The organism is Streptomyces sp. NPDC047706 (assembly GCF_043204795.1).
Taxonomy (GTDB): domain Bacteria; phylum Actinomycetota; class Actinomycetes; order Streptomycetales; family Streptomycetaceae; genus Streptomyces.
Window position 1 is genome coordinate 283,213 of the sequence record NZ_JBIDCW010000003.1, and the last position, 19,765, is coordinate 302,977.

At 69.5% G+C, this 19,765-nt stretch carries 17 protein-coding genes and 2 pseudogenes; 10 read left to right on the forward strand and 9 right to left on the reverse strand.

Annotated features, from left to right (window positions below):
- The first annotated feature begins 4 nt into the window (after positions 1–4).
- The 3 genes from brxD to ACGF8A_RS05070 all read left to right on the forward strand — a co-directional run bounded on the left by brxD (position 5) and on the right by ACGF8A_RS05070 (position 4,867).
- Positions 5–1,336: a BREX system ATP-binding protein BrxD gene (gene brxD, locus ACGF8A_RS05060; protein ID WP_393104516.1), complete on the forward strand. Its 1,332-nt coding sequence runs from the start codon at positions 5–7 to the stop codon at positions 1,334–1,336.
- The gene (locus ACGF8A_RS05065; RefSeq protein ID WP_393104322.1) at positions 1,333–3,462 is read left to right on the forward strand and encodes a DEAD/DEAH box helicase; all 2,130 of its coding nucleotides are present in this window, start codon (positions 1,333–1,335) and stop codon (positions 3,460–3,462) included. Before brxD ends, ACGF8A_RS05065 begins: the two co-directional genes overlap by 4 nt.
- Positions 3,463–3,961: 499 nt before the next feature.
- Positions 3,962–4,867 (forward strand): esterase/lipase family protein, encoded by a 906-nt coding sequence (locus tag ACGF8A_RS05070; RefSeq protein WP_393104324.1) that lies wholly within the window; start codon positions 3,962–3,964, stop codon positions 4,865–4,867.
- A 40-nt stretch (positions 4,868–4,907) separates the two neighbouring features.
- On the opposite strand, the gene ACGF8A_RS05075 is transcribed toward ACGF8A_RS05070, so the two are convergent.
- From ACGF8A_RS05075 to ACGF8A_RS05090, 4 genes are all read right to left on the reverse strand, one after another.
- A complete protein-coding gene (locus tag ACGF8A_RS05075; protein WP_393104326.1) occupies positions 4,908–6,125 on the reverse strand; it encodes a hypothetical protein in 1,218 nt (405 codons plus the stop codon).
- Positions 6,122–7,681 carry a hypothetical protein gene (locus ACGF8A_RS05080; protein ID WP_393104328.1) on the reverse strand — a complete coding sequence of 520 codons (1,560 nt, stop codon included), beginning with the start codon at positions 7,679–7,681 and terminating at the stop codon, positions 6,122–6,124. The genes ACGF8A_RS05075 and ACGF8A_RS05080 overlap by 4 nt, the downstream gene beginning before the upstream one ends.
- Before the next feature lie 114 nt (positions 7,682–7,795).
- Positions 7,796–9,874, reverse strand: coding sequence for an NB-ARC domain-containing protein (locus tag ACGF8A_RS05085; protein ID WP_393104330.1), 2,079 nt, complete (start codon positions 9,872–9,874; stop codon positions 7,796–7,798).
- An 80-nt stretch (positions 9,875–9,954) separates the two neighbouring features.
- Positions 9,955–10,281, reverse strand: coding sequence for a hypothetical protein (locus ACGF8A_RS05090; protein WP_393104332.1), 327 nt, complete (start codon positions 10,279–10,281; stop codon positions 9,955–9,957).
- Positions 10,282–10,700: 419 nt separating this feature from the next.
- Here ACGF8A_RS05090 and ACGF8A_RS05095 point away from each other — a divergent pair, with 419 nt between their 5' ends.
- On the forward strand, positions 10,701–10,940 hold the full coding sequence (locus ACGF8A_RS05095) for a hypothetical protein (protein WP_393104334.1): 240 nt from the start codon (positions 10,701–10,703) through the stop codon (positions 10,938–10,940).
- A gap of 35 nt (positions 10,941–10,975) precedes the next feature.
- Complete coding sequence (locus ACGF8A_RS05100; protein WP_393104336.1) at positions 10,976–11,323, forward strand: hypothetical protein; 348 nt, start codon at positions 10,976–10,978, stop codon at positions 11,321–11,323.
- A gap of 195 nt (positions 11,324–11,518) precedes the next feature.
- Here the strand turns inward: ACGF8A_RS05100 and ACGF8A_RS05105 are convergent, their stop codons facing one another.
- The 3 genes and pseudogenes from ACGF8A_RS05105 to ACGF8A_RS05115 all read right to left on the reverse strand — a co-directional run bounded on the left by ACGF8A_RS05105 (position 11,519) and on the right by ACGF8A_RS05115 (position 13,242).
- The gene (locus ACGF8A_RS05105; RefSeq protein ID WP_393104338.1) at positions 11,519–11,971 is read right to left on the reverse strand and encodes an Asp23/Gls24 family envelope stress response protein; all 453 of its coding nucleotides are present in this window, start codon (positions 11,969–11,971) and stop codon (positions 11,519–11,521) included.
- A 207-nt stretch (positions 11,972–12,178) separates the two neighbouring features.
- A pseudogene (locus ACGF8A_RS05110) lies at positions 12,179–12,646 on the reverse strand (YceI family protein); the annotation flags it as partial.
- A gap of 47 nt (positions 12,647–12,693) precedes the next feature.
- Positions 12,694–13,242, reverse strand: a complete 549-nt coding sequence (locus ACGF8A_RS05115) for a DoxX family protein (protein WP_393104340.1) — start codon at positions 13,240–13,242, stop codon at positions 12,694–12,696.
- Positions 13,243–13,359: 117 nt separating this feature from the next.
- Here ACGF8A_RS05115 and ACGF8A_RS05120 point away from each other — a divergent pair, with 117 nt between their 5' ends.
- The gene (locus ACGF8A_RS05120; protein ID WP_393104342.1) at positions 13,360–13,686 is read left to right on the forward strand and encodes a nuclear transport factor 2 family protein; all 327 of its coding nucleotides are present in this window, start codon (positions 13,360–13,362) and stop codon (positions 13,684–13,686) included.
- A gap of 287 nt (positions 13,687–13,973) precedes the next feature.
- Here ACGF8A_RS05120 and ACGF8A_RS05125 read toward each other — a convergent pair whose 3' ends face one another.
- Positions 13,974–14,747 (reverse strand): SDR family oxidoreductase, encoded by a 774-nt coding sequence (locus ACGF8A_RS05125; RefSeq protein ID WP_393104344.1) that lies wholly within the window; start codon positions 14,745–14,747, stop codon positions 13,974–13,976.
- A 94-nt stretch (positions 14,748–14,841) separates the two neighbouring features.
- Between ACGF8A_RS05125 and ACGF8A_RS05130 the strand changes: the two are divergent.
- A pseudogene (locus ACGF8A_RS05130) lies at positions 14,842–15,078 on the forward strand (alkaline phosphatase); the annotation flags it as partial.
- Here ACGF8A_RS05130 and ACGF8A_RS05135 read toward each other — a convergent pair.
- Positions 15,065–16,102: a Gfo/Idh/MocA family protein gene (locus tag ACGF8A_RS05135; RefSeq protein WP_393104346.1), complete on the reverse strand. Its 1,038-nt coding sequence runs from the start codon at positions 16,100–16,102 to the stop codon at positions 15,065–15,067. The pseudogene ACGF8A_RS05130 and the gene ACGF8A_RS05135 sit on opposite strands and share 14 nt — an antisense overlap.
- 106 nt (positions 16,103–16,208) lie before the next feature.
- Between ACGF8A_RS05135 and ACGF8A_RS05140 the strand changes: the two genes are divergently transcribed.
- From ACGF8A_RS05140 to ACGF8A_RS05150, 3 genes are all read left to right on the forward strand, one after another.
- Complete coding sequence (locus ACGF8A_RS05140; RefSeq protein WP_393104348.1) at positions 16,209–17,504, forward strand: multidrug effflux MFS transporter; 1,296 nt, start codon at positions 16,209–16,211, stop codon at positions 17,502–17,504.
- On the forward strand, positions 17,453–18,631 hold the full coding sequence (locus ACGF8A_RS05145) for a serine hydrolase domain-containing protein (protein WP_393104350.1): 1,179 nt from the start codon (positions 17,453–17,455) through the stop codon (positions 18,629–18,631). Before ACGF8A_RS05140 ends, ACGF8A_RS05145 begins: the two co-directional genes overlap by 52 nt.
- A 130-nt stretch (positions 18,632–18,761) precedes the next feature.
- Positions 18,762–19,754 (forward strand): small ribosomal subunit Rsm22 family protein, encoded by a 993-nt coding sequence (locus tag ACGF8A_RS05150; RefSeq protein ID WP_393104352.1) that lies wholly within the window; start codon positions 18,762–18,764, stop codon positions 19,752–19,754.
- Positions 19,755–19,765 lie beyond the last annotated feature (11 nt).

The window sequence follows — 19,765 nt, forward strand, 5'->3', positions numbered from 1 at the left end:
GCCGATGACGCCGTCGCCCGACGTGAGCGCGGTCCGGCGGCGGGAGGTCGTCGACGCACTGCGCCGGGGCACCGTGCCGCACTCCGGGCTCGACCTCTTCGCGGTCGGCCTCGACCGGTTCACCGGCGCCCTCGACGAGGACGTGGCCACGGTGGCGCGGGGCGGCGCCGCCTTCCACGCCATCCGCGGCGAGTACGGCTCCGGCAAGACCTTCTTCGCACGCTGGCTCGCCGAGCGGGCCAAGCGCGCCGGGCTCGCCACGGCCGAGGTGCAGATCTCCGAGACGGAGACACCTCTGCACCGGCTGGAGACGGTGTACCGCCGGCTCACCGAGCGGCTGTCCACGGCGACCCACCAGCCCAGTGCGCTGCGCGCGATCGTCGACTCCTGGTTCTACACCTTGGAGGAGGAGGTCCTCGACAACGGGGACGTGGACGAGGACGACGAGGTGGCGCTGGCAGCGGCCGTCGACGTACTGATGGAGCGTCGGCTTGCCGATGTGGCCCGCACCACGCCGGCGTTCGCCGCGGCGCTGCGCGGGTACCGGCGCGCGGTCGCCGCCGATGACGCGGCGACCGCCGAAGCCCTCATCGCCTGGCTCGGCGGTCAGAAGTCCGTCGCGGCGTCCGCCCGTAGGGCCGCCGGAGTACGGGGAGACCTCGACCACTTCGCGGCGCTCGGCTTCCTGCAGGGACTGCTCACGGTGCTGCGGGACTGCGGCCATCCCGGCCTGCTGGTCGTCCTCGACGAGATCGAGACTCTCCAGCGGGTACGTGGTGATGTGCGGGAGAAGGGCCTCAACGCTCTGCGGCAACTTCTCGACGAGATCGACGCGGGGCGCTTTCCCGGGCTGTTTCTCGTCATCACCGGGACTCCGGCATTCTTCGACGGTCAGCAGGGAGTGCAGCGGCTTCCTCCGCTCGCGCAGCGGCTGGCGACCGACTTCAGCACCGACCCGCGCTTCGACTCTCCGCGAGCGGTCCAACTGCGGCTCGCGGGCTTCGACCTGGAGCGGCTCGGCGAGTTGGGCAGGCGGGTACGCGACCTGTACGCGGGTGCCGCCCGGTATCCGCAGCGAGTCGAGCAGCAGGTGGACGACGCTTATCTCATGGAACTCGCCACTGCCGTCACCGGCGGACTCGGGGGCAAGGTCGGGGTGGCGCCCCGCGTCTTCCTGCGCAAGCTCGTCGCGGATGTGCTCGACCGGGTGGACGAGTTCGAGGACTTCGATCCGCGCAGGCACTACGCGCTCACCATCGCGGACGGCGAGCTGACCGAAGTGGAACGCAACGCGGCGGCCGCACGCGCGGACGACATCGACCTGGAGATGCCGTGAGCGGCATCGACGATCTTGAACCCGCGCTGGTCCACCACATCGTCAACACGCTCGGCTGGCCCGGACTGCGCCCTCTGCAGGAGGAGGCCATCGGACCGCTGCTCGCGGGCGACGACGCGATCCTTCTGGCACCCACCGCCGGAGGCAAGACGGAGGCCGCTTCGTTTCCGCTGCTGTCGAAGATGGTGCAGCGGAAGTGGTCGGGGACGTCCGTCCTCTACGTGTGTCCGCTCAAGGCGCTGCTGAACAACCTGCTGCCCCGGCTGGAGACGTACAGCTCGTGGCTCGGACGCACGGCCGCTCTGTGGCACGGGGACGTCACCTCCGGCGCGCGGAAGCGGATCCTGGCCGCGCGGCCCGACATCCTGCTCACCACGCCGGAGTCGCTGGAGGCGATGCTGGTGAGCGCGAATGTCGATCACACGTCCTTCTTCTCCGGACTGCGCACCGTGGTCGTCGACGAGGTGCACGCCTTCGCCGGGGACGACCGGGGCTGGCATCTGCTCGCGGTCCTGGAGCGGCTGCAGCGCGTCGTCGGGCGCCCCGTCCAGCGCGTCGGGCTTTCCGCCACGGTCGGCAACCCTGAGGAGCTGTTGCTGTGGCTGCAGGGATCCGGAGCGGGGAAGCAGCCGTCCGTCGTGGTGGCACCGCATCTGGCCGACCCGCAGCCGGAGGCACAGGGAGCGGTGCCGCCGGGGGCGGCGGACATCCAGCTCGACTATGTGGGTTCCGTCGACAACGCCGCCACCGTGATCGCGGCCCTGCACCGCGGCGAGAAACGGCTCGTCTTCTGCGAGTCCCGTCGGCTCGTCGAGGAGCTGGGCGAGAAGCTGCGAGCCAAGGGCGTGACGACCTTCCTCTCCCACGCCTCCCTTTCGGTCGACGAACGCCGTCGCGCGGAACAGGCATTCGCCGAGGCCCGCGACTGTGTCATCGTCTCCACGAGCACCCTCGAACTCGGCATCGACGTCGGGGATCTGGACCGGGTCATCCAGATCGACGCTCCGCTCACCGTCGCCTCCTTCCTGCAACGACTCGGCCGCACCGGACGCAGGCCCGGGACATCACGCAACTGCCTGTTCCTCGCGCTGGACCGCGATGGACTCCTCGGCGCCGCGGCCCTTCTCCTGCAGTGGTCGCGCGGCTGGGTGGAGCCTGTCGTCGCCCCGCCGGAGCCGCGGCACATCGTGGCCCAACAACTTCTCGCGCTGTGCCTGCAGGAACCGCAGGTAGGGGACCGCCTCTGGCAGGAGTGGTGGAACGGCCTCGGCCCGTTCGGCCAGAACGCCGAGCCGATCGTCCGGCACCTGGTCGACCACGGCTACCTGAACCAGGACGGCGGACTCCTGTTCATCGGCCCCGAGGCGGAACGGCGCTTCGGGCACCGGCACTTCATGAGCCTCACGGCGGTCTTCACCGCGCCTCCCCAGTTCACCGTGCTGCAAGGCCGCCGGGAGATCGGCAGGACCGATCCGAGCCTGCTCACCGAACGGATCGACGGGCCACGGCGGTTGCTCCTGGCCGGACGGAGCTGGCAGGTCACGTACATCGACTGGAAGCGCAAACGGTGCTTCGTCGAACCCGTCGACGGCGGCGGCAGAGCAAAGTGGAGCGGTGCCGGGCTCGACTTCGGCATCTCCTTCGAACTCACCCGCGCGGTACGAGAAGCGCTCCTCGGGGCGAACCCGCCGGTGGACCTCACGGCGCGAGCGGAGAAGTACCTGACCGAAGCGCGGGAGCACTTCACGGAAGAGGTGCATCCCGGAGGCACGGTGATCACCCGCGGTTCCGGAGGACGCGTGAGGTGGTGGACATGGGCCGGCCATCGGGCGAACGCCACACTCGCGGCGACGCTCGCTGAGGTCGCCGTACCCGCCCAGCAGATCAACGACTGCTGGATCCGGCTGCGTGAGGACCTCAGCCCTGACGCCTGGAAACAGGTTTCGGTCGCAGCCTCGGACCATCCGTGCCTGCCGGAGGTCGACGAGCGGGCGGTCAAAGGACTGAAGTTCGCGGATGCACTGCCGCCCAGGCTCGCCGAATCGACGCTGGCAAGGCGGCTGGCGGACCTGGAGTCGGTAGCGCGAGTGCTGTCCGAACCCGTGCGGTTCGTTGCACGGCCATGATGAGTACTTGGGCCAAGCCGGGAGTTGCGTCAGTCTTCGGGCAAACACGCTTTGGCACCTCGGCCGTTGAACAGGAGCCGCCCTTGCCATCCGCAGCGAATCCTCTGCGAACCACTCGTCCGCGAAGCCGGTCCTCGCCGTCCGCCGTACGACGACGATCAGACATTTGACCACAGCCATGAGGCGTTCCCTGTGCGCCACTGCCAGGAGCCCCTCGCGCTCCGCGTCGGCCCCGTACGTAGATGGCACCCCGCGCGGCTCGGTCTCGCGAGGCCGGGACACGTCGGCCGTCGAAATCCGATTCGGCAGGCGTAGTGACGCCACCGACCGCAGCACCTCGCGGACGATCGCCGACCCTTTGAGCCCGCCGAGGTCACCCTCAAGCCGTCCGACGAGCCGACCACCGTCCCGTCCGAGCCTGGCACCACGGCCCGCCTTCGCCCGTGCCGGCCGCAACCGGTGCGGCATCCCCGGGATGCCAGAGCGTGGAGTAGATATCGTGTATACCCATCAACACCGAGCGAAAGGTGCAACGTTGAGCGACGGTCGGCTTGGTGTGGTGATGATCCACGGGATCAGGTCCGGGCCCAAGGTGTGGCGACCCCTCGAGCAGCTCATTGCGAACGACGAGGAACTGGGCTTCGTTGAAACGCTGCAGTTCCAGTACGCAACCGGAGTGAAGCGACTCCATCCCCTGCGCGTCTTTCCGTCGATCGATACCGTCGCCGACAGCCTCAAGGAGTTCCTGGCCACGGAGGCTGGTGACTTCGAGAGGCTGATGCTCGTGACCCATAGCCAGGGCGGCCTGGTGGGTCAGCGGCATCTGGCTCGCATGCTGGCCGACGGAGCGGGCCAGGAACTCGTCCGCATCAAAAGGGTGGTGATGCTGGCCTGCCCCAACAATGGTTCAGAGTTGTTGCTGTCGCTGCGCCGCAACATACTGGGCCTGGGCCATCCTCAGGAGAAGGACTTGCGGCCGCTCAACCGCGAGGTATCCGCGACGCTGCGCACGATCCTGCGTGATGTCGTGCACGCCACTGCTGTCAGCGACCGTACGTGCCCGATCGACTTCCGCGTCTACGCCGGGGAGAGTGACCGTGTCGTTCCGGCCGCGTCCGCGCAGTCAGTATTCCCCGACACCGCCGCCCTGCCCGGTGACCATTCCACGATCCTCAAAGCGGACTCGGCCGACCATCGCACCTTCACCACCCTGCGCCGTCTCATCCTCACCCTCCCCGAAGGTGAAGATGACCGGCTACCGTCCGCGGCACAAGCGGTGCCGCCGAATCCGCGAGGCTCAGTGACCAACATCATCAGTGGCGGCACGGCCCACGGCCCCGTCATCCAGGGCGGCACGGTAGAGGTCTCCTTCCCCCATCCGCCTGCAGACGAGAACGGGCCCTGATCAACGACGGGGCAGGGCCCGGGTCGGGTCGGACATGTTCTTATGAAAGACGGTCGAAGTAATAGGGGAGCCATTCTTCGAGGAATTCTGAGAAGGGCACGGCGGCGGGACACACACGCCGGCTGAAGCCGGACAGCACCACCATGCCAGGGGGAAGAGTGTCTGTTCGGTTGAAGAGCGCGATCGTTATCTCGTAGATGTGGCGTCGTCTCGCTGCGATGACTCCGGCCTGGATGGAGTCTGAGTCCAGGTCGGCGGCCCGAGCTTCTCGGCGCAGGAGTTCGCCGGCGATGGCAGGTACGACGTTGTTGCAGAGAACCGTGATCAGCTTGGGGTTTGGGCGCAAGTCGATCCGTTCCGCTGAGCTGTAACGAAAGCGGTCGACGAAGGCTTCGGTGAACGGCAGCAGGACTCGCGGTGTCCCGGACCCCGCCACGAGCCTGGCCAGTGGCTCCGCAGAGGAGGCGGTGAGGTGCAGTTGGACCGCCAGCAGAGCTGATTGCAGTCGGGGCATGGCTGCCAGCTTCGCGGCCAGGCGGTATTCACGGTCCGTGAACGGGAGTCGGCCGAGCATGTACGACGTTGCCATCTCTCGAGCCTCGACCTCCGTGAGCAGTACCGGTGGACCATGGCCTGGCGAGCCGTGTGGCGTGTACTTGGGACCGTTCCTCGACGGGTCCCCTCTTGCGGTAGAGCGGTAGAACTCGCGCAGTACGCGGGACGCAGGCAGTACGGAGTCCGGCGGTGCCTGGCACGCGAGGACAAGGCGGGGCCAGTCCCGCGCCAGCATGCGCATGCTCTTCCGGCAGGCCGCTGCCGGATCGGCGTCGGTCGCTGCGGCAAGCCGGTCGATGCTACGTAGCAAGTAGTCCGCTGGTGTGGATCGGGCCACGGTCCGTCGTGCCCGTCCGCGTGCAGCTTCGCCGCTTCGTCCGGCGTCGAGTGTGAAGTACTCGTTGAGGGATGCGTGGTCGGCCGCCCCGAAGTGGACAGCGACGTCTCGCGTTCGCGTGGCCTGAGCCCAGTACCTACTGCGCACTGCACTGAGGCGGTGCTCTGCCTGTTCGGCCGCAGAGATGGCGGGCGATGCCGAAGGTGCCAGCCCTTCGCTCATGAGCGACCGCACGAACTGGTCATTTGCGCGGATCTGATGCGGGGGAGGGCTTCGAAACCACAGTTCCGATGACATTTTCGTCGTTTGGATCTGTTCATTGACCGACTGCAGGTAGACGTCGAGTTTGTGGCGGTCCGGTGTCATGATTGCGTGTCCACAGTGTCGTTCACCAGGGCCGCGTACCCATGAAGCAGCCGTTTTGAGATGTGGTGGCCTTCCTCTCCCAGGCTGAACCGTCTTGAGCTCAGAGCGGAGGCGAGGAGAGCGAACGCCGTCGCTGTGGTCAGTGAGTCCCTGTCTCCCTCCTCCAGCCAACTCGCTGTGACGGTGAGGTCCCGGATGAAAGACGGCAAGGAACGAACAGCCCACGCGTCGGTCGGTCCCCGCACGGCACCGGCTTCGGCTGCCAGTGGTGACTGGGACAGCAGTTGGCCGAGGTTCAGTAGGAGGCCCCGGAGGGCGGTGGCGGAACAGTGGGCGGCTTTCTGTCCGGCCTGGCTGAGTGCATGCGGGGATCTCATGCACTCTGCCTCGATGATCTCGTGGATGTCCTCGGCGGACATTTCCCGAAGCCAGATCCGCGCGCGCTTGCGCCGTGTCTCCCTCATATCGGCGAAGAAGGGCATATTGAGGGGGCCTTGCAGGTCGTACTGGAGTCTCTCAACGAGTCGGCCGACGAGAGACGCACGGACAGCAGTGTTCTGGGACATTTGCCGTGTGCGTAGGTTGTTGAGTGTGACCCCAGCGCATTGACGTGAGTACCACTGGGTGAAGGCTCTTCCAGTGAGCGCGTGCCGCCGTGGGTCCACCATGAGATCCGGCCTTGCGGAGATTCGATCCAAGGCTGCTTCGATGGCGGGTTTTTCATGGCGCACGGCGGAAAGGAACTGCTCTTGTGATCCGCCGGCAATGAGGAATCGCTTCAGAGGCGTGTGGCCGGGCTCCTTGGAGCCCAGCTGTTCCTCGCTGTCATCAGTGCGGTGGAAGGACGCCATGACAGCGCTACGGGCCGCTCCGATCGAGGTGCGGTACCGATGGTGGACCAGTCTGCTCGCCGCGAAGATCGTATGACACGGCGCGTCCAGATCGGTCAAGTGGACCACGAGCGGGTCAGGTGTTTGAAGGAAGTCCGCCTGTGCCGCCAGCACTTCATTGACTCGGCTCTCGAATGGAAAGATGCAGGCGTCTTCGTCGCTCCAGACGCTGCCGTCCGCTTCCACGAAGCACTGTCTGAAGAGGCGGTTCGTGCGGGGCAGATAGGTCAGTCCCTGGCCCGAGGGGCCCTTCGTGCTGCCCAGACTCCAGGTGACAACTACTTTGTACTCGTCTATGAAAGGACTGTTGTCCAGGTGCAGGGTGTTGTCCCGGGCGACGACGTCGACGGGATAGGTGTCCTTGGCCCGCATGTCGATGATCTTTATCGGGCCGCCCAGTGCATGGGCGATGAGGACGGCGAAAAGCGGGTGCGCGACGGCGTCCCACAAGCCGGCGTTTGTCAGCAGCGGTGTCGACGAGGCGATGTTCAGGTAGCTGTGCAGCGTGCCGCGGCTGCCGCCTGCCTGTATCTCGGCGTCGTAGGTTTGCCGGAAGTCGTCGAACTGGACTGCCGAGAGTATTCCGGTCGTGCTGACGGCTCCCTCGTCAGTGAGCGCTCGGCTCAGGGGGCCGAGCGCTTGTGTCCCGATGAGATTGTCCAGCATGGCGCGGAAGCGGGCGTCCTCTGTCCGGCGCGAGAGCTGACGGTAGGAGGACGGGCTGGCCAGTTGATCGGAGGGGACGAGGGGTGTGTGACGCAGAGCCATGTGGTTGCCGTTTCACCTGGGCTCGTCTGTGCTGACGAAGCGGTCGAGATCCCTCAGGACGCGATGGACCTCGGCCACCGCGTTGTCATTCCCGACTTGGGTGTAGGCATATTCGAGCTGTCGCAGAATCGCTCGAACGGAACGAGAGTTGCCGAGTGCTTCTTCGGCTCGCCATGCACGTTCCAACCAAGTGCAGCCTTTCTCCAGGTCTCCGGATTTGACTCCGACTGTTCCCAGGACTCGCAGGGCGAGCGCGCGGCCGTACGCGTTCGCCCTTTCCTCACAGATCGCCAGGCTGCGCAGGCCCAGGTCTTCGGCCCAGGTGTAGCGTCCCAGCTCGATGAGGGCGCGTGCGGCGTCGTACAAGCCTCGTGCTTCACGCACAGCGTTATTGTTGCGCCGCGATTCTCTGGCGGCACGCAGCCCCCAGCGCAGGGCTTGGGCATAGGAGCCGGAGCGGAGTGAGAGTTCCGCCATGGCGTGCTGGGTGGAGGCTGTCTGGCTGCTGTCTCCGCGGGCACTTTCAATACTGAGGGCCGCCAGGAGCTGTTCCTTTGCGAAGCTGAGCCGGCCGGCGTCGGCGAGCGCCCTTCCCAGGCCGCGCCGGCAGTGAGCCTCCATCGGGTGGTCGCCGGCCAGGGCTGCTTGGAGAGCGCGTTCTTGAACCTCGAGGGTCTTGGGAATGTCCTGTCGCCAGTAGAGGTAGGTGTTGACGCACCAGGCGAAGCGGGTGACGAACTCGTAGTCGTGGGTGTCCGACGCCTCGTCCATCAGGCGGACCATGGACGGCGTGATGGCACTGAACCAGGTGAGTGCCTCGGGAACGGTGAATCGGACCTCGCCGGCGATCCGTTGGGCGTCCTCTCCCAGTGTGATCGCAGACCGGTTGGGGTCGATCGCTTGGTCGGCTGCGAAGCTGAGCGCAAGGTAGGTGATGCGGATTCGACGGGCGATGTCGATCTGCTGTTCCGCATTCAGTACTTGGGTGCGCGTCTCTGACAAGTACGCCCGGATGATGTCGTGCATACGGTAGTGTCCTCGGCTGATCTCGTCTATCAGGGAGGCGAGACTCAGCGCGCGCAGGGTCCGGTCGCATCTGGATTCGTCCTGGTCGAGTACGAGCCGCAACACGGCGCTGGAGAGCTCGGTATTGGGCAGCATCGATGCCGCGTACAGGACGTACTTGGTTTCAGGGTCGAGGTCTTCGACGGACCAGGAGACAACTCTTCCGACCTCTATTCCGAGATCGGCGTCGTCGAGGAACCGTAGGGGCGTGTCTCCGGACTGAATTCCCGCGAGTGCGTCCTGGAGGTCCCAGGTGGTGTGGACAGCCAGTTTGGCGGCGACGATGGCAAGCGCCAGAGGGTGTCCCTCCAGCAGTTCGACGATGCGGGTCGCGCTGTGGTTGTCCTTGCCGACGCGGACGAAGCCCACGCGTTCCGCAAGCAGTTCAATGCCTTCTTCGATACTGAGCAGAGGCAATTTGAGGACCTGAGCCTGGTGTCGAATGATCAATTCTGGGACAGCGCGTCGACTTGTGACGATCAGGCTGGAGCCCACGCCGGGTACCAACTCTCTGACATCGTCGTAGGTCGACACGTTGTCAATGATCACCAGGCACCTTTTTCCCGCTGTCGCCGAGAGAAACGCGTTGCCCCATCCTGTGTCGTCATGTAGATCAGAGCGGCTTACACCAAGTGCGGCCAGGAAGGTGCGTAGGGCGTCACGGGGTTCCACCCTCGGTGCATTCGAATATGCTTGCATGTCGACGAAGAACTGTCCGTCGGGGTAATTTTCCAGCCGTGATCCAGACCAGGCGAGCGCCAAGGTGGTCTTGCCTGCTCCAGCCAGACCCCACAGCACACAGCACCGTGAGCCTGAAGATCCCATGGCGTCGTCCATGGCTTTCAGGAGGTGCGACCGACCGATGACCCGGCCCACGCCGCCGGGCAGCATGTGGGGCACTTCCGCGCGATTCATCGAAGGTGACCGCTGGACGTATATCGGCCCCGACGACCCAACCTGCAGCAGTTGATTCGCCGACAGGCGTTCCGCAATATTACGCGGGACGCCTTCCTGCTCGGGATTCACTGAGCCTTTCCTCCAGTCCTTGTCCACCGGCGCGGAAGGGGGCTGCCCCAAGCGTTTCATGTCCCCGGTGCGTCATGCAGTCACATCGAGACGTTACCGATGTTCTGGGCCTGAATGAGCTTCTGCACATTGCTGGATGTTACGGAGTTGTTGGCGCCGGCGGACATCGAAAACCTGTGCAGATGGTCCCGAAACGTCGGATCCTGACTCGCGTGCGTGAACAGCAGAGCCTGAAGTTCACGCCTGTCGTCTGCGGAGAGAGTTCCGCGTTCCGCCCGGTTCAGGAATTCCGGCTCCTGTGGAGGGGTCTGAATCCCGGAAAGGTGGCGGCGGATGAGGTCGATGATCGCAGCGCCAGATCCTTCGGATATCCTGGCGAGCGCAGCAGTCACAATGGCCTCTGTCACGCGTCACTCTCCCTGATTGTTTGGCAGGGCCGGAAAGGCCAGGGTGGGCCGGCATGCTCGACGGACGTCACCGAGGTGCGCGGACGTAACGATAGAAGAGGATCTTCAGGTGGCGCTCGGGCAAGGACACAGGTATAGGTAACGGTACCCTCTGCCCTGGAGGTTGGAAGCACAACTTGCGAGAAGAAACCATTCTCCTTACGGCCGTCCAGGCGGAGTCAGCGCACTTTCAGGTTCCGGGTACTACGCGCCTGGCCGGCGGGCAGGGATCCGTGTGTCATGGCCGTGTGTCATGGCAGGGGGAGCGGTACAGCGTGGCCGCCGCGGGGCAGGCAGGTGGGCGGGCGTCACCGGCCCCTGTCCGCAGGGCCGCCCCCGTTCCCAGGCCCCGCTACCCCGGAACGGGGTAGTCGGAGCGTATGAGTGATGCCGGGGTTTCCGGGCGGCTTCGGCGGACCGCCGCCGACGTGTTCGGCTGGCGGGAGCTGCGGCCGGGGCAGTCGGACGCGATGGAAGCGGTCATGGCGGGGCAGGACACGCTGGAGGTCATGCCCACCGGCGGGGCGCGCGGAGAGTGCGGACTGATCGGCCGGGGGGCGGCGAACCCGGCGTTCGGCGGGCGGGAGCGCGGGAAGACGAAGGAGGGAGACGCGGGGTGAGGTGCCCGGTGCCGCCGACGAGCGAGGAGGACGCGATGGGGCAGGTGACCGGAACGACGCGGCCGGAGCAGCGGATCGGCATCCGCACGTACGGCGAGGTCGACTCGGTGCTCAGCGGGCTGGTGGCCCGGCACGGGGGCAGCGCGCAGTTCTCCGCGGGGGAGGCGGTGGCCCTGGAGTGGGCGCTGGGACGTACCGACCGCTCGCCGATCACCGGCGTGGGCGCCCGCGACATACCGGACCTGCAACTGCTGACGGCGGAGGTCGACGCCACCGTCGTACGGCTGGAGGACCCCACTGCGCCGGCGGGCAACCGCGACTACTTCCGGGGTGTGTACGACGCCCTCGCCTGGATCTGCGGTCTACGGGGCCGGCCCGTGTGAGGGTTCTGCGGTTCGCGGGGCGGGCCTGTGTGCCGGGTCTGCGGTTCGCGGGGCGGGCCTGTGTGCCGGGTCTGCGGTTCGCGGGGCGGGCCTGTGTGCCGGGTCTGGGGTCTGCGTTGCCGGGCCGGGGCAGGGGTATGCCGGGGCGGCCCGGGTGCGTGCCGGTGCTCTGAGCCGGTGCGCCGGCGCGGGCGGCTACTGCACCCGCCCCGCCGCGGGCTGCTCTTCCTCGTCGTCGGGGAGATGGACGTCGTCGACCGCGATGTTGACCTCGACGACCTCCAGGCCGGTCATCCGCTCGATCGACGTGATGACGTTCTCCCGGACGTCGGCGGCGACGTCGGTGATGGCCAGCCCGTACTCGACGACGAGGTCGAGGTCGACGGCGCTCTGCCGTTCCCCGACCTCCACCTTGACGCCTCGTGTGACGCCGCGCCCACGCCCGGGAACCCGTTCGCTCACCGCGCCCATGGTGCGGGCGAGGCCGCCGCCCAGGGCGTGCACGCCGGGTACCTCACGCGCGGCCATCCCGGCGATCTTCGCCACGACGTCGTCCGCGATGGTGGTCCTGCCCCGGGCCCCGGGCTCCGTCTCGCCGCCGCGCTTGCCCTCGCCCGCGCGTGCCGCCGTACCGGTCGTCTCCGTCATGTCCAACCCGCCTCCTCGGCGTGCGCGGGGACCCGCCGTACGGGAGGCCGCCGCGACGCTCACGACTCCTTTCCAGGGTGCCCCGGGGCCACCGGGCCCGCCACCGCTGGCCGGGGCCGCGCGTCGTACGGCAGAGGGAACCACCGGGCGGGGTGGGCGCCGGCGTCCCCGCGAGGAACCACCGGGCGGGCGGCGGCCTCCGGCCGGTCAACCGCCCACACACCGTGGGGCGTTCCGGTCGGCGCGTGCACACGTGGCCTCCAGCGTGAGGTCCAGGACCCGCCCGGCCAGCAGCCGGGATCCGGTGACACCGGACTCGGTGCGGTCGACCGAGGGGGTGGCGCGCACGGTGAACGCGTCGCCGGGAAGCTCGGAGCGCACGACCGTCGGCCGCAGCGGGCCGGTCACCGCGCGGACGGTGAGCCGCCCGGAGATGACGGTGGGGCTCACGTGCTCGGAGACGAACGTGATCAGGGGGTTGCGTCCGGCATGGGGGAACCGCTCCGACCGCACGGCGGCGTCCCGGACCGTGTCGCCGGTGCGGAAGCCGGCCGCGTCGATCTCGGCGCGCACGCTCGACTCGGCGCGCACGCTCGACTCGGCGAGCGGTTCGGCGACGTCGGACGTGCCGGCGCGGATGGCGAAGGTGCCGCGTACCGGCGCGAGGTTGAAGAGATGCCTGGTGCTGTGGCCGCCCGGTTGTGCCTCCGGGCTCTCCGGGGCTACTCCTCGAACAGCGGTTCCTGACCGTCCAGTTGCGCCTCCTGCCGGACCCGCTTGTTCCGGGTGCCCACCACCACCGCCGTGCCGGCCGCCACCACGCCGAGGGCCGCGGGGACCATCCAGCCGCGGTTCAGGCGGTCGCCGAGCACATGGTCGAGGGAGAGGCGGCCGGGGCCGGCGAGGGCGAGGCTCGTCGCGGCCAGGCCGAGGGCGGCGGGGTGTTCGTAGCCGCCCTCCTGGTTGAAGAAGCCGTTCGGGGCGTGCACCGCGCAGGCGCCAGCCATCCCGCCGGCCGCCGCGGCGCCCGCCGCCGGGGTGGCCAGCCCCAGCGCCAGCAGGGTGCCGCCACCCCACTCCGCCAGCCCCGACATGGTGGCGCTCAGTTTGCCGGGCCGGTACCCGACGGACTCCATGAACTGGCCGGTGCCCTCGAGCCCGGCCCCGCCGAACCAGCCGAAGAGCTTCTGCGCGCCGTGTGCGGCCAGCACCCCGCCGGTGCCCAGCCGGAGCAGGAGCAGACCCAGATCACTTCGTTCGTAGCACGTCACGATGTCTCCCGGTGCAGAAGTGGACTCCACCTCAGCGTCGCAGCCCGCCACCCACCCGGCCCTCCCTGGCAGCCGTTCGGGTGGCGGGGTGCCGGGGGCGGTGTGAGGGTGGCGTGCATGACGATTCAGACGGCCAAACTGAGCGATCCGGCGGTCCGCGCCTTCGTCGCCGCTGTCAACTCCCATGACCGCGAGGGCTTCATGACCCTCCTCGCACCCGGCGCCACCATGGCCGACGACGGCACGGACCGTGACCTCGCCGAGTGGGTCGAGCGGGAGATCTTCTCCTCCAACGGCCACATGGAGGTCGACAACGAGTCCAACGGCGGCCGTTCCCTCATCGCCCGCTACCGCAACGACACCTGGGGCGAGATGCGCACGCGGTGGACCTTCAGCGTCGGCGACGACGGCAGGATCACCCGCTTCGAGACCGGACAGGCCTGAGCGACCCGGGGACGGGGCGGCCGGGCGGCGCCGTGCACGCGGCAGCCGTTCCTCGCCGGCCGGTCCGTACCCCGCGGTCCCGCGCGAGGTCCCCCCTCCGGTCGACGTGGAACGGCTGCCGCCCTCCCCCTGGGTGTGGCTGAAGGGAGCCGGCTGCTCCAAGTGTGAAGCCCTTGTGCGGAGTTCCTGTGGAGGAGAGTCGAGCATAGGCTCCCCACCGGCGGCTATGGGGCGGACGGTCATACTCCGCTTGTGCAGGTTGACCGTTCACCTTTCCTCCCCGGCGTTCAGCCGCGCCCGACGTACGGCATCGTCGTCGCCAGTACCGTCGCGAACTGCACGTTCGCCTCGAGCGGCAGCTCCGCCATGTGCCGCACCGTGCGCGCCACGTCGGTGACGTCCATCACCGGCTCCGGCACCACCTCGCCGTTCGCCTGCAGGGCGCCGCTCTTCATGGCCTTCGTCATGTCGGTCGCCGCGTTGCCGATGTCGATCTGCCCGACCGCGATCCGGTACGGCCGCCCGTCCAGGGACAGCGCCTTGGTCAGGCCGGTCAGGGCGTGCTTGGTGGCGGTGTAGGCGGCGGAGTGCGGGCGCGGCGCGTGCGCCGAGATCGAGCCGTTGTTGATGATCCGGCCGCCCTGCGGGTCCTGCTCCTTCATCTGCCGGTACGCCGCGCGGGCGCACAGGAACGCCCCGTTGAGGTTGGTGTCCACCACGTGCCGCCAGGCGTCGTAGGCCAGTTCCTCGACCGGCACCCCGCCGGGCCCGAAGGTCCCCGCGTTGTTGAACAGCAGGTCCACCCGCCCGAACCGCTCGACGGCCGCCGAGAACAGCGCGTTCACGTCCTGCTCCCGCGACACGTCCGTGGGCACGGCCACCCAGGAGCCTTCGGGCACCAGGGCTCCCGTCTCCCGGAGCGTCTCCTCCCGGCGGCCGGCCAGCGCGACCGACCAGCCGGCGCGCAGCAGTTCCTCCGTGACCGCGCGGCCGACCCCGGAGCCCGCACCGGTCACGACCGCGATCCTCGACCGCCGTTCGGCGGTTTGCTTGGCACTCATAGCCCTGAAGGGTAGGAGACGGTCCGCCATCCGGAACTCATGAGTCCGCCATGCGGGTGTTGTGTACGCGCCAAGCCGTCGTCGTCCCGGACCGATCGCCAGCGGCCGCGACGGCGCCGACAAGCCGGCCAACTGGGACGCGTACATGACCGCCAACCCGCACATGAGGTTCTACAACGGGCGGCGCGGCTGCGTGACGGGTCGCGCTGGGCCGGGAGCAGGCCCGGGCCGACTTCCGGACCGTGCCGTACGTGACCACCCCCGGGCGCCGGTCACGACGGCCGCGTCCTTCGTGTCCGAGGTGGGGGAGCAGGGGCTCAGGCCCGTGTGAGTTCCGCCGTGGGGTCCGCCTCGGGGGCCTCGCCCGGGTAGCGGACGCCGACGCGGTCCCGGATCGCGTCGAGCGTCCGCATCACGGCGAGGGTGCCGTCGAGCGGGACGAGCGGCGACTCCGTCTCACCGGCGCGCAGGGCACGCATCACCTCGCGGGCCTCGTGCTTGAGGCTGTCGTGCGCGGCGCCGGAGGCCGGGTCGTGGGCGAACTCCTCGGGGTCCCGGCCGTCGCGGTGCAGGACGAAACGCTCGGGGTTGAAGAAGCCGTACGGGATGTCGATCCGGCCGCGGCTGCCGGCGACCGACGCCGCCACGGGCGTACCGCCGACGATGGAGCAGTGCACCGACGCCAGAGCGCCGCTCTCCCAGGAGAGCAGCGCTCCCGTCTGGAGATCGACGCCCTCGTCGGAGAGCACCGCTCTCGCCACGATGTCCGACGGCTCCCCGAGCAGCAGATGCGCGAACGACACCGGATACACACCGAGGTCCAGCAACGCACCCCCGCCCTGCCGCGGGTCCCGCAGCCGGTGCGCGGTTGGGAAGGGCCCGGACAGCCCGAAATCCGCCTGCACACTGCGGACCTCACCGATCGCCCCGTCGTCCACCAGCGCCTTCAGCCGCAGCATCAGCGGACTGCAGTACATCCACATCGCCTCCATCAGGAAGCGGCCCCGCTCGCGCGCCAGCGCGACCAGCTCCTGCGCCTGACGCACGTTCAGCGTGAACGGCTTCTCCAGCAGCACGTTCCGGCCCGCCGCCAGACACAGGCCGGCCGCCGTCCGGTGCGCCACGTGCGGAGTGGCGACGTACACCACGTCCACATCCTCGTCCTGCGCCAGCGCCTCCCAGTCCCCGTACGCCCGGGGAATCCCGAACCGTTCCGCGAACGCCTTCGCCGACGCCGAGGTCCGCGACGCCACCGCCACCACCTCGGCGTCCGGCAGGTCCACCAGATCGGCCGTGAAGGCCGCCGCGATCCCGCCCGTCGCCAGAATCCCCCACCGCACGCCGTCCGCGCCCATTCCCGCCCCGCCCTCGTTCGCTCTCGTTCGTTCTCGTTCGATGTCAGCAGGCACCGTGTTCGAACTGAGAGCATAGGGACCGGACTGCTCGAAGAGGGAGGGGCACATGCCCGAAGGGGCACCGATACCGGACCTGGCACAGGCGGCCGCGGCGGACACGCGGCCGCCCGTCCGTGCGCTGCGCCGCACCGGTCTGCTCGTCACACTCGTCCTCGGCGGCCTGACAGCCACCCCGCCGCTGGCCATGGACATGTACCTCCCGGCGCTGCCCGACGTCACCCGGGCGCTGCACGCGCCCGCCGCGACCGTGCAGCTGACGCTCACCGCCTGCCTGGCCGGCATGGCCTTCGGGCAGCTGGTCGTCGGCCCGATGAGCGACCGCTGGGGCCGCCGCCGTCCACTGCTCGCCGGACTGGCCGTGTACGTCGTCGCCACCGTGCTGTGCGCGCTCGCGCCCACCGTCGAGACACTCGTCGCCTTCCGGCTGGCGCAGGGGCTCGCGGGCGCGGCGGGGATCGTGATCGCCCGGGCGGTCGTCCGTGATCTGTACGACGGCATCGCGATGGCCCGGTTCTTCTCCACCCTGATGCTGGTCTCCGGTGCCGCGCCGGTCGTGGCGCCGCTGATCGGCGGGCAGATGCTGCGGGTGACGGACTGGCGGGGGGTGTTCGTGCTGCTCGCGGCGCTCGGGGTGGTGCTCGCGGCGGTCGTGTGGTTCCGGCTGCCGGAGACCCTGCCGGCCGGTCAGCGGCACGGCGGCGGCATCGGCGAGACCCTGCACGCCATGCGCCGCCTCCTCGCCGACCTGCCCTTCACCGGCTTCGTGCTCGCCGGAGGCTTCGCCTTCGCCGCGCTGTTCGCGTACATCTCGGCCTCGCCCTTCGTCGTCCAGGAGATCTACGGCGCCTCCCCGCAGACGTTCAGCCTGCTGTTCGGCCTGAACTCCGTGGGGCTGGTCGTCGCCGGGCAGATCAACGGCAGGGTGCTGGTCGGCCGGGTCCGTCTGGACAAGGTCCTCGCCGTCGGTCTCGGCATCGTCGTGCTGGCCGCGACCGCGCTGCTGCTGATGTCGCTGGGAGCCTTCGGCGAGGTGGGGCTCGCGCCGGTGGCCGGCGCGCTGTTCGTGCTGATGAGCGCGATGGGCATCACCCTGCCCAACACCCAGGCGCTGGCCCTGATGCGGGTACGGCACGCGGCCGGGTCCGCGTCCGCGCTGCTCGGTACGTCGTCCTTCCTGATCGGCGCGATCGCCTCCCCGCTCGTCGGGGTCGCCGGTGAGCACACCGCCGTCCCGATGGCCGTCGTCCAACTGGCCGCCGCGCTGGTGGCGGTCGGCTGCTTCGTGGGAATGTGCCGTCCCTGGAACACCCGCGCGACCGAGAGCCTGGGGGAGGAGAGCTGAGCGCACCCAGACTGCGCACCGGCGCCCCGGAACGGGCCGGCCTCGACCCCGGCGAACTCCGTGCCCTGGTCCGCGAGGTCCGGCAGCTGACGACCGGGGAACGCCCGTGGGCGCCGGGCGTGGTGGTGGCCGCCGGGCGGGGTCCGGTGCTCGCGGTGCAGGAGGCGGCGGGCCACGCGGTGCGGTACGCGGCGTACGACCCGGAGGCGGACGCGGGCGTGGAACTGCCGCCCTCCGCGCGCGTGCCGGTGACCGTCGACACCGTCTTCGACCTGGCCTCGCTCACCAAGCTCTTCACGGCCGTCGCAGCGGTGCAGCAGATCGAACGCGGCACGCTGGGCATCGACGGGCAGGTCGGCGCGTACCTCCCCGAGTTCCGGGCCGCCGCCAGGTACGGCATCACGGTCCGCGCCCTGCTCACCCACACGTCGGGCCTGCGCCCCGAACTGCCGCTGTACGACTGCGCGACGGACGCGGAACGCCTGGCCCGGCTGCGCGCGGAGGCCCCGTCCGGCCCGCCGGGCGGGTACCGCTACTCCGACCTGAACCTGCTCCTGCTGCAGCACGTCCTCGAACGTGTCACCGGCCGTCCCCTGGACGTACTGATCCGCGACGGCGTCACCCGGCCCCTGGGGATGACGTCGACCCGCTTCGGCCCGTGCCCGGACGCGGCCGCTACGGAGGACCAGCGCCGCCCGTGGGCGAAGGCGGACCGGGGGATGCTGCGGGGCGAGGTCCACGACGAGAACGCGTGGGCGCTGGGCGGGGTCGCCGGTCACGCGGGTCTGTTCTCGACCGCCCGGGACCTGGCGGTGTTCTGCCGGGCGCTGCTGGCGGGCGGCTCGTACGGGCCGGCGCGCATCCTGGGCCCGGACTTCGTCGACCTGATGCTGACGCCGCCCGGGCTGGGGTTCGCGCTGGACCAGTCGTGGTTCATGGGGGAGCTGGCGGGCAGGGGAGCGGCCGGCCACACCGGCTTCACGGGCACGTCCCTGGTCGTGGACCGGGCGACGGACACCTTCCTGGTCCTGCTGGCCAACACGGTCCACCCGCGACGCCGGCCGCCCGACAGCAGGCCGCGGGCCCGGGCGGGGTCGCGGATGGCACGGGCGGTACGGGGGGTATGAGCGGGGCGGCGACGTGAGCGGTGAGAGGGGGGGGAAGCGGCGCCTGGGCGGCTTGAGGGAGGGACAGCGGCGCGTGGGCGGCTTGAGAGAGGGGGGTAAGGGCGCCCCGGCGAGCTGAGAGAATCGCACGGTGAACGTCCCCCTGCCCGCCTCCGAAACGCTCCGCGCCGCCCTCGCCGGCCTCCTCGACGGGCTGCCGCCCAGACAGGCCGCGCAGGCCGTGGAGCGGCTGATCGCGAGCTATCGGGGGACCACCCCGACCGACGCGCCGATCCTGCGGGACCGGGCGGACGTGGCCGCGTACGCGGCCTACCGGATGCCGGCCACCTTCGAGGCGGTGTCGGCGGCGCTGGGCGCGCTCGCCGACGCCACGCCGGACTGGGTGCCCGGCGGGCACGTGGACGTCGGCGGCGGCACAGGGGCGGCCACCTGGGCGGTCACCGCCACCTGGGAGGGCACGCGCCCGGTCACCGTGCTCGACTGGGCCGAGCCCGCGCTGGCGCTGGGCCGGGAGATCGCGGCGGCCAACCCGGCCTTGCGCGACGCCCGCTGGCAGCGCTCCCGTATCGGAGCGGCGCTCACCGTGGAGAGCACCGATCTCGTCACCGTCTCCTACGTGCTGAACGAGCTCACCGCCCCCGACCGCACCGCCCTCGTCGACGCCGCCGCCACCGCCGCCCAGGCCGTCGTGATCGTCGAACCGGGCACCCCCGACGGCTACGCCCGTGTCATCGAGGCCCGGGACCGTCTGATCGGCGCCGGCTTCCACATCGCCGCGCCCTGCCCGCACAGCGCCGCCTGCCCCATCGCCCCGGGCACGGACTGGTGCCACTTCTCGGCCCGGGTCAGCCGTTCCTCCCTGCACCGGCAGGTCAAGGGTGGCTCCCTGCCCTACGAGGACGAGAAGTTCAGCTACGTCGCCGCGACCCGCTTCCGCCCCGCGCCTGCCCCTTCCCGTGTCGTGCGGAAGCCGCAGACCCGCAAGGGCCAGGTGCTGCTGGACCTGTGCGAGGGCTTCGAGGCGACCGGGCCGGCGCTGCGCCGCACGACGGTCACCAAGCGGCACGGGGACCTCTACAAGGCCGCCCGTGACGCCGGCTGGGGCGACCCCTGGCCGCCGTGACGCCGCGCTGA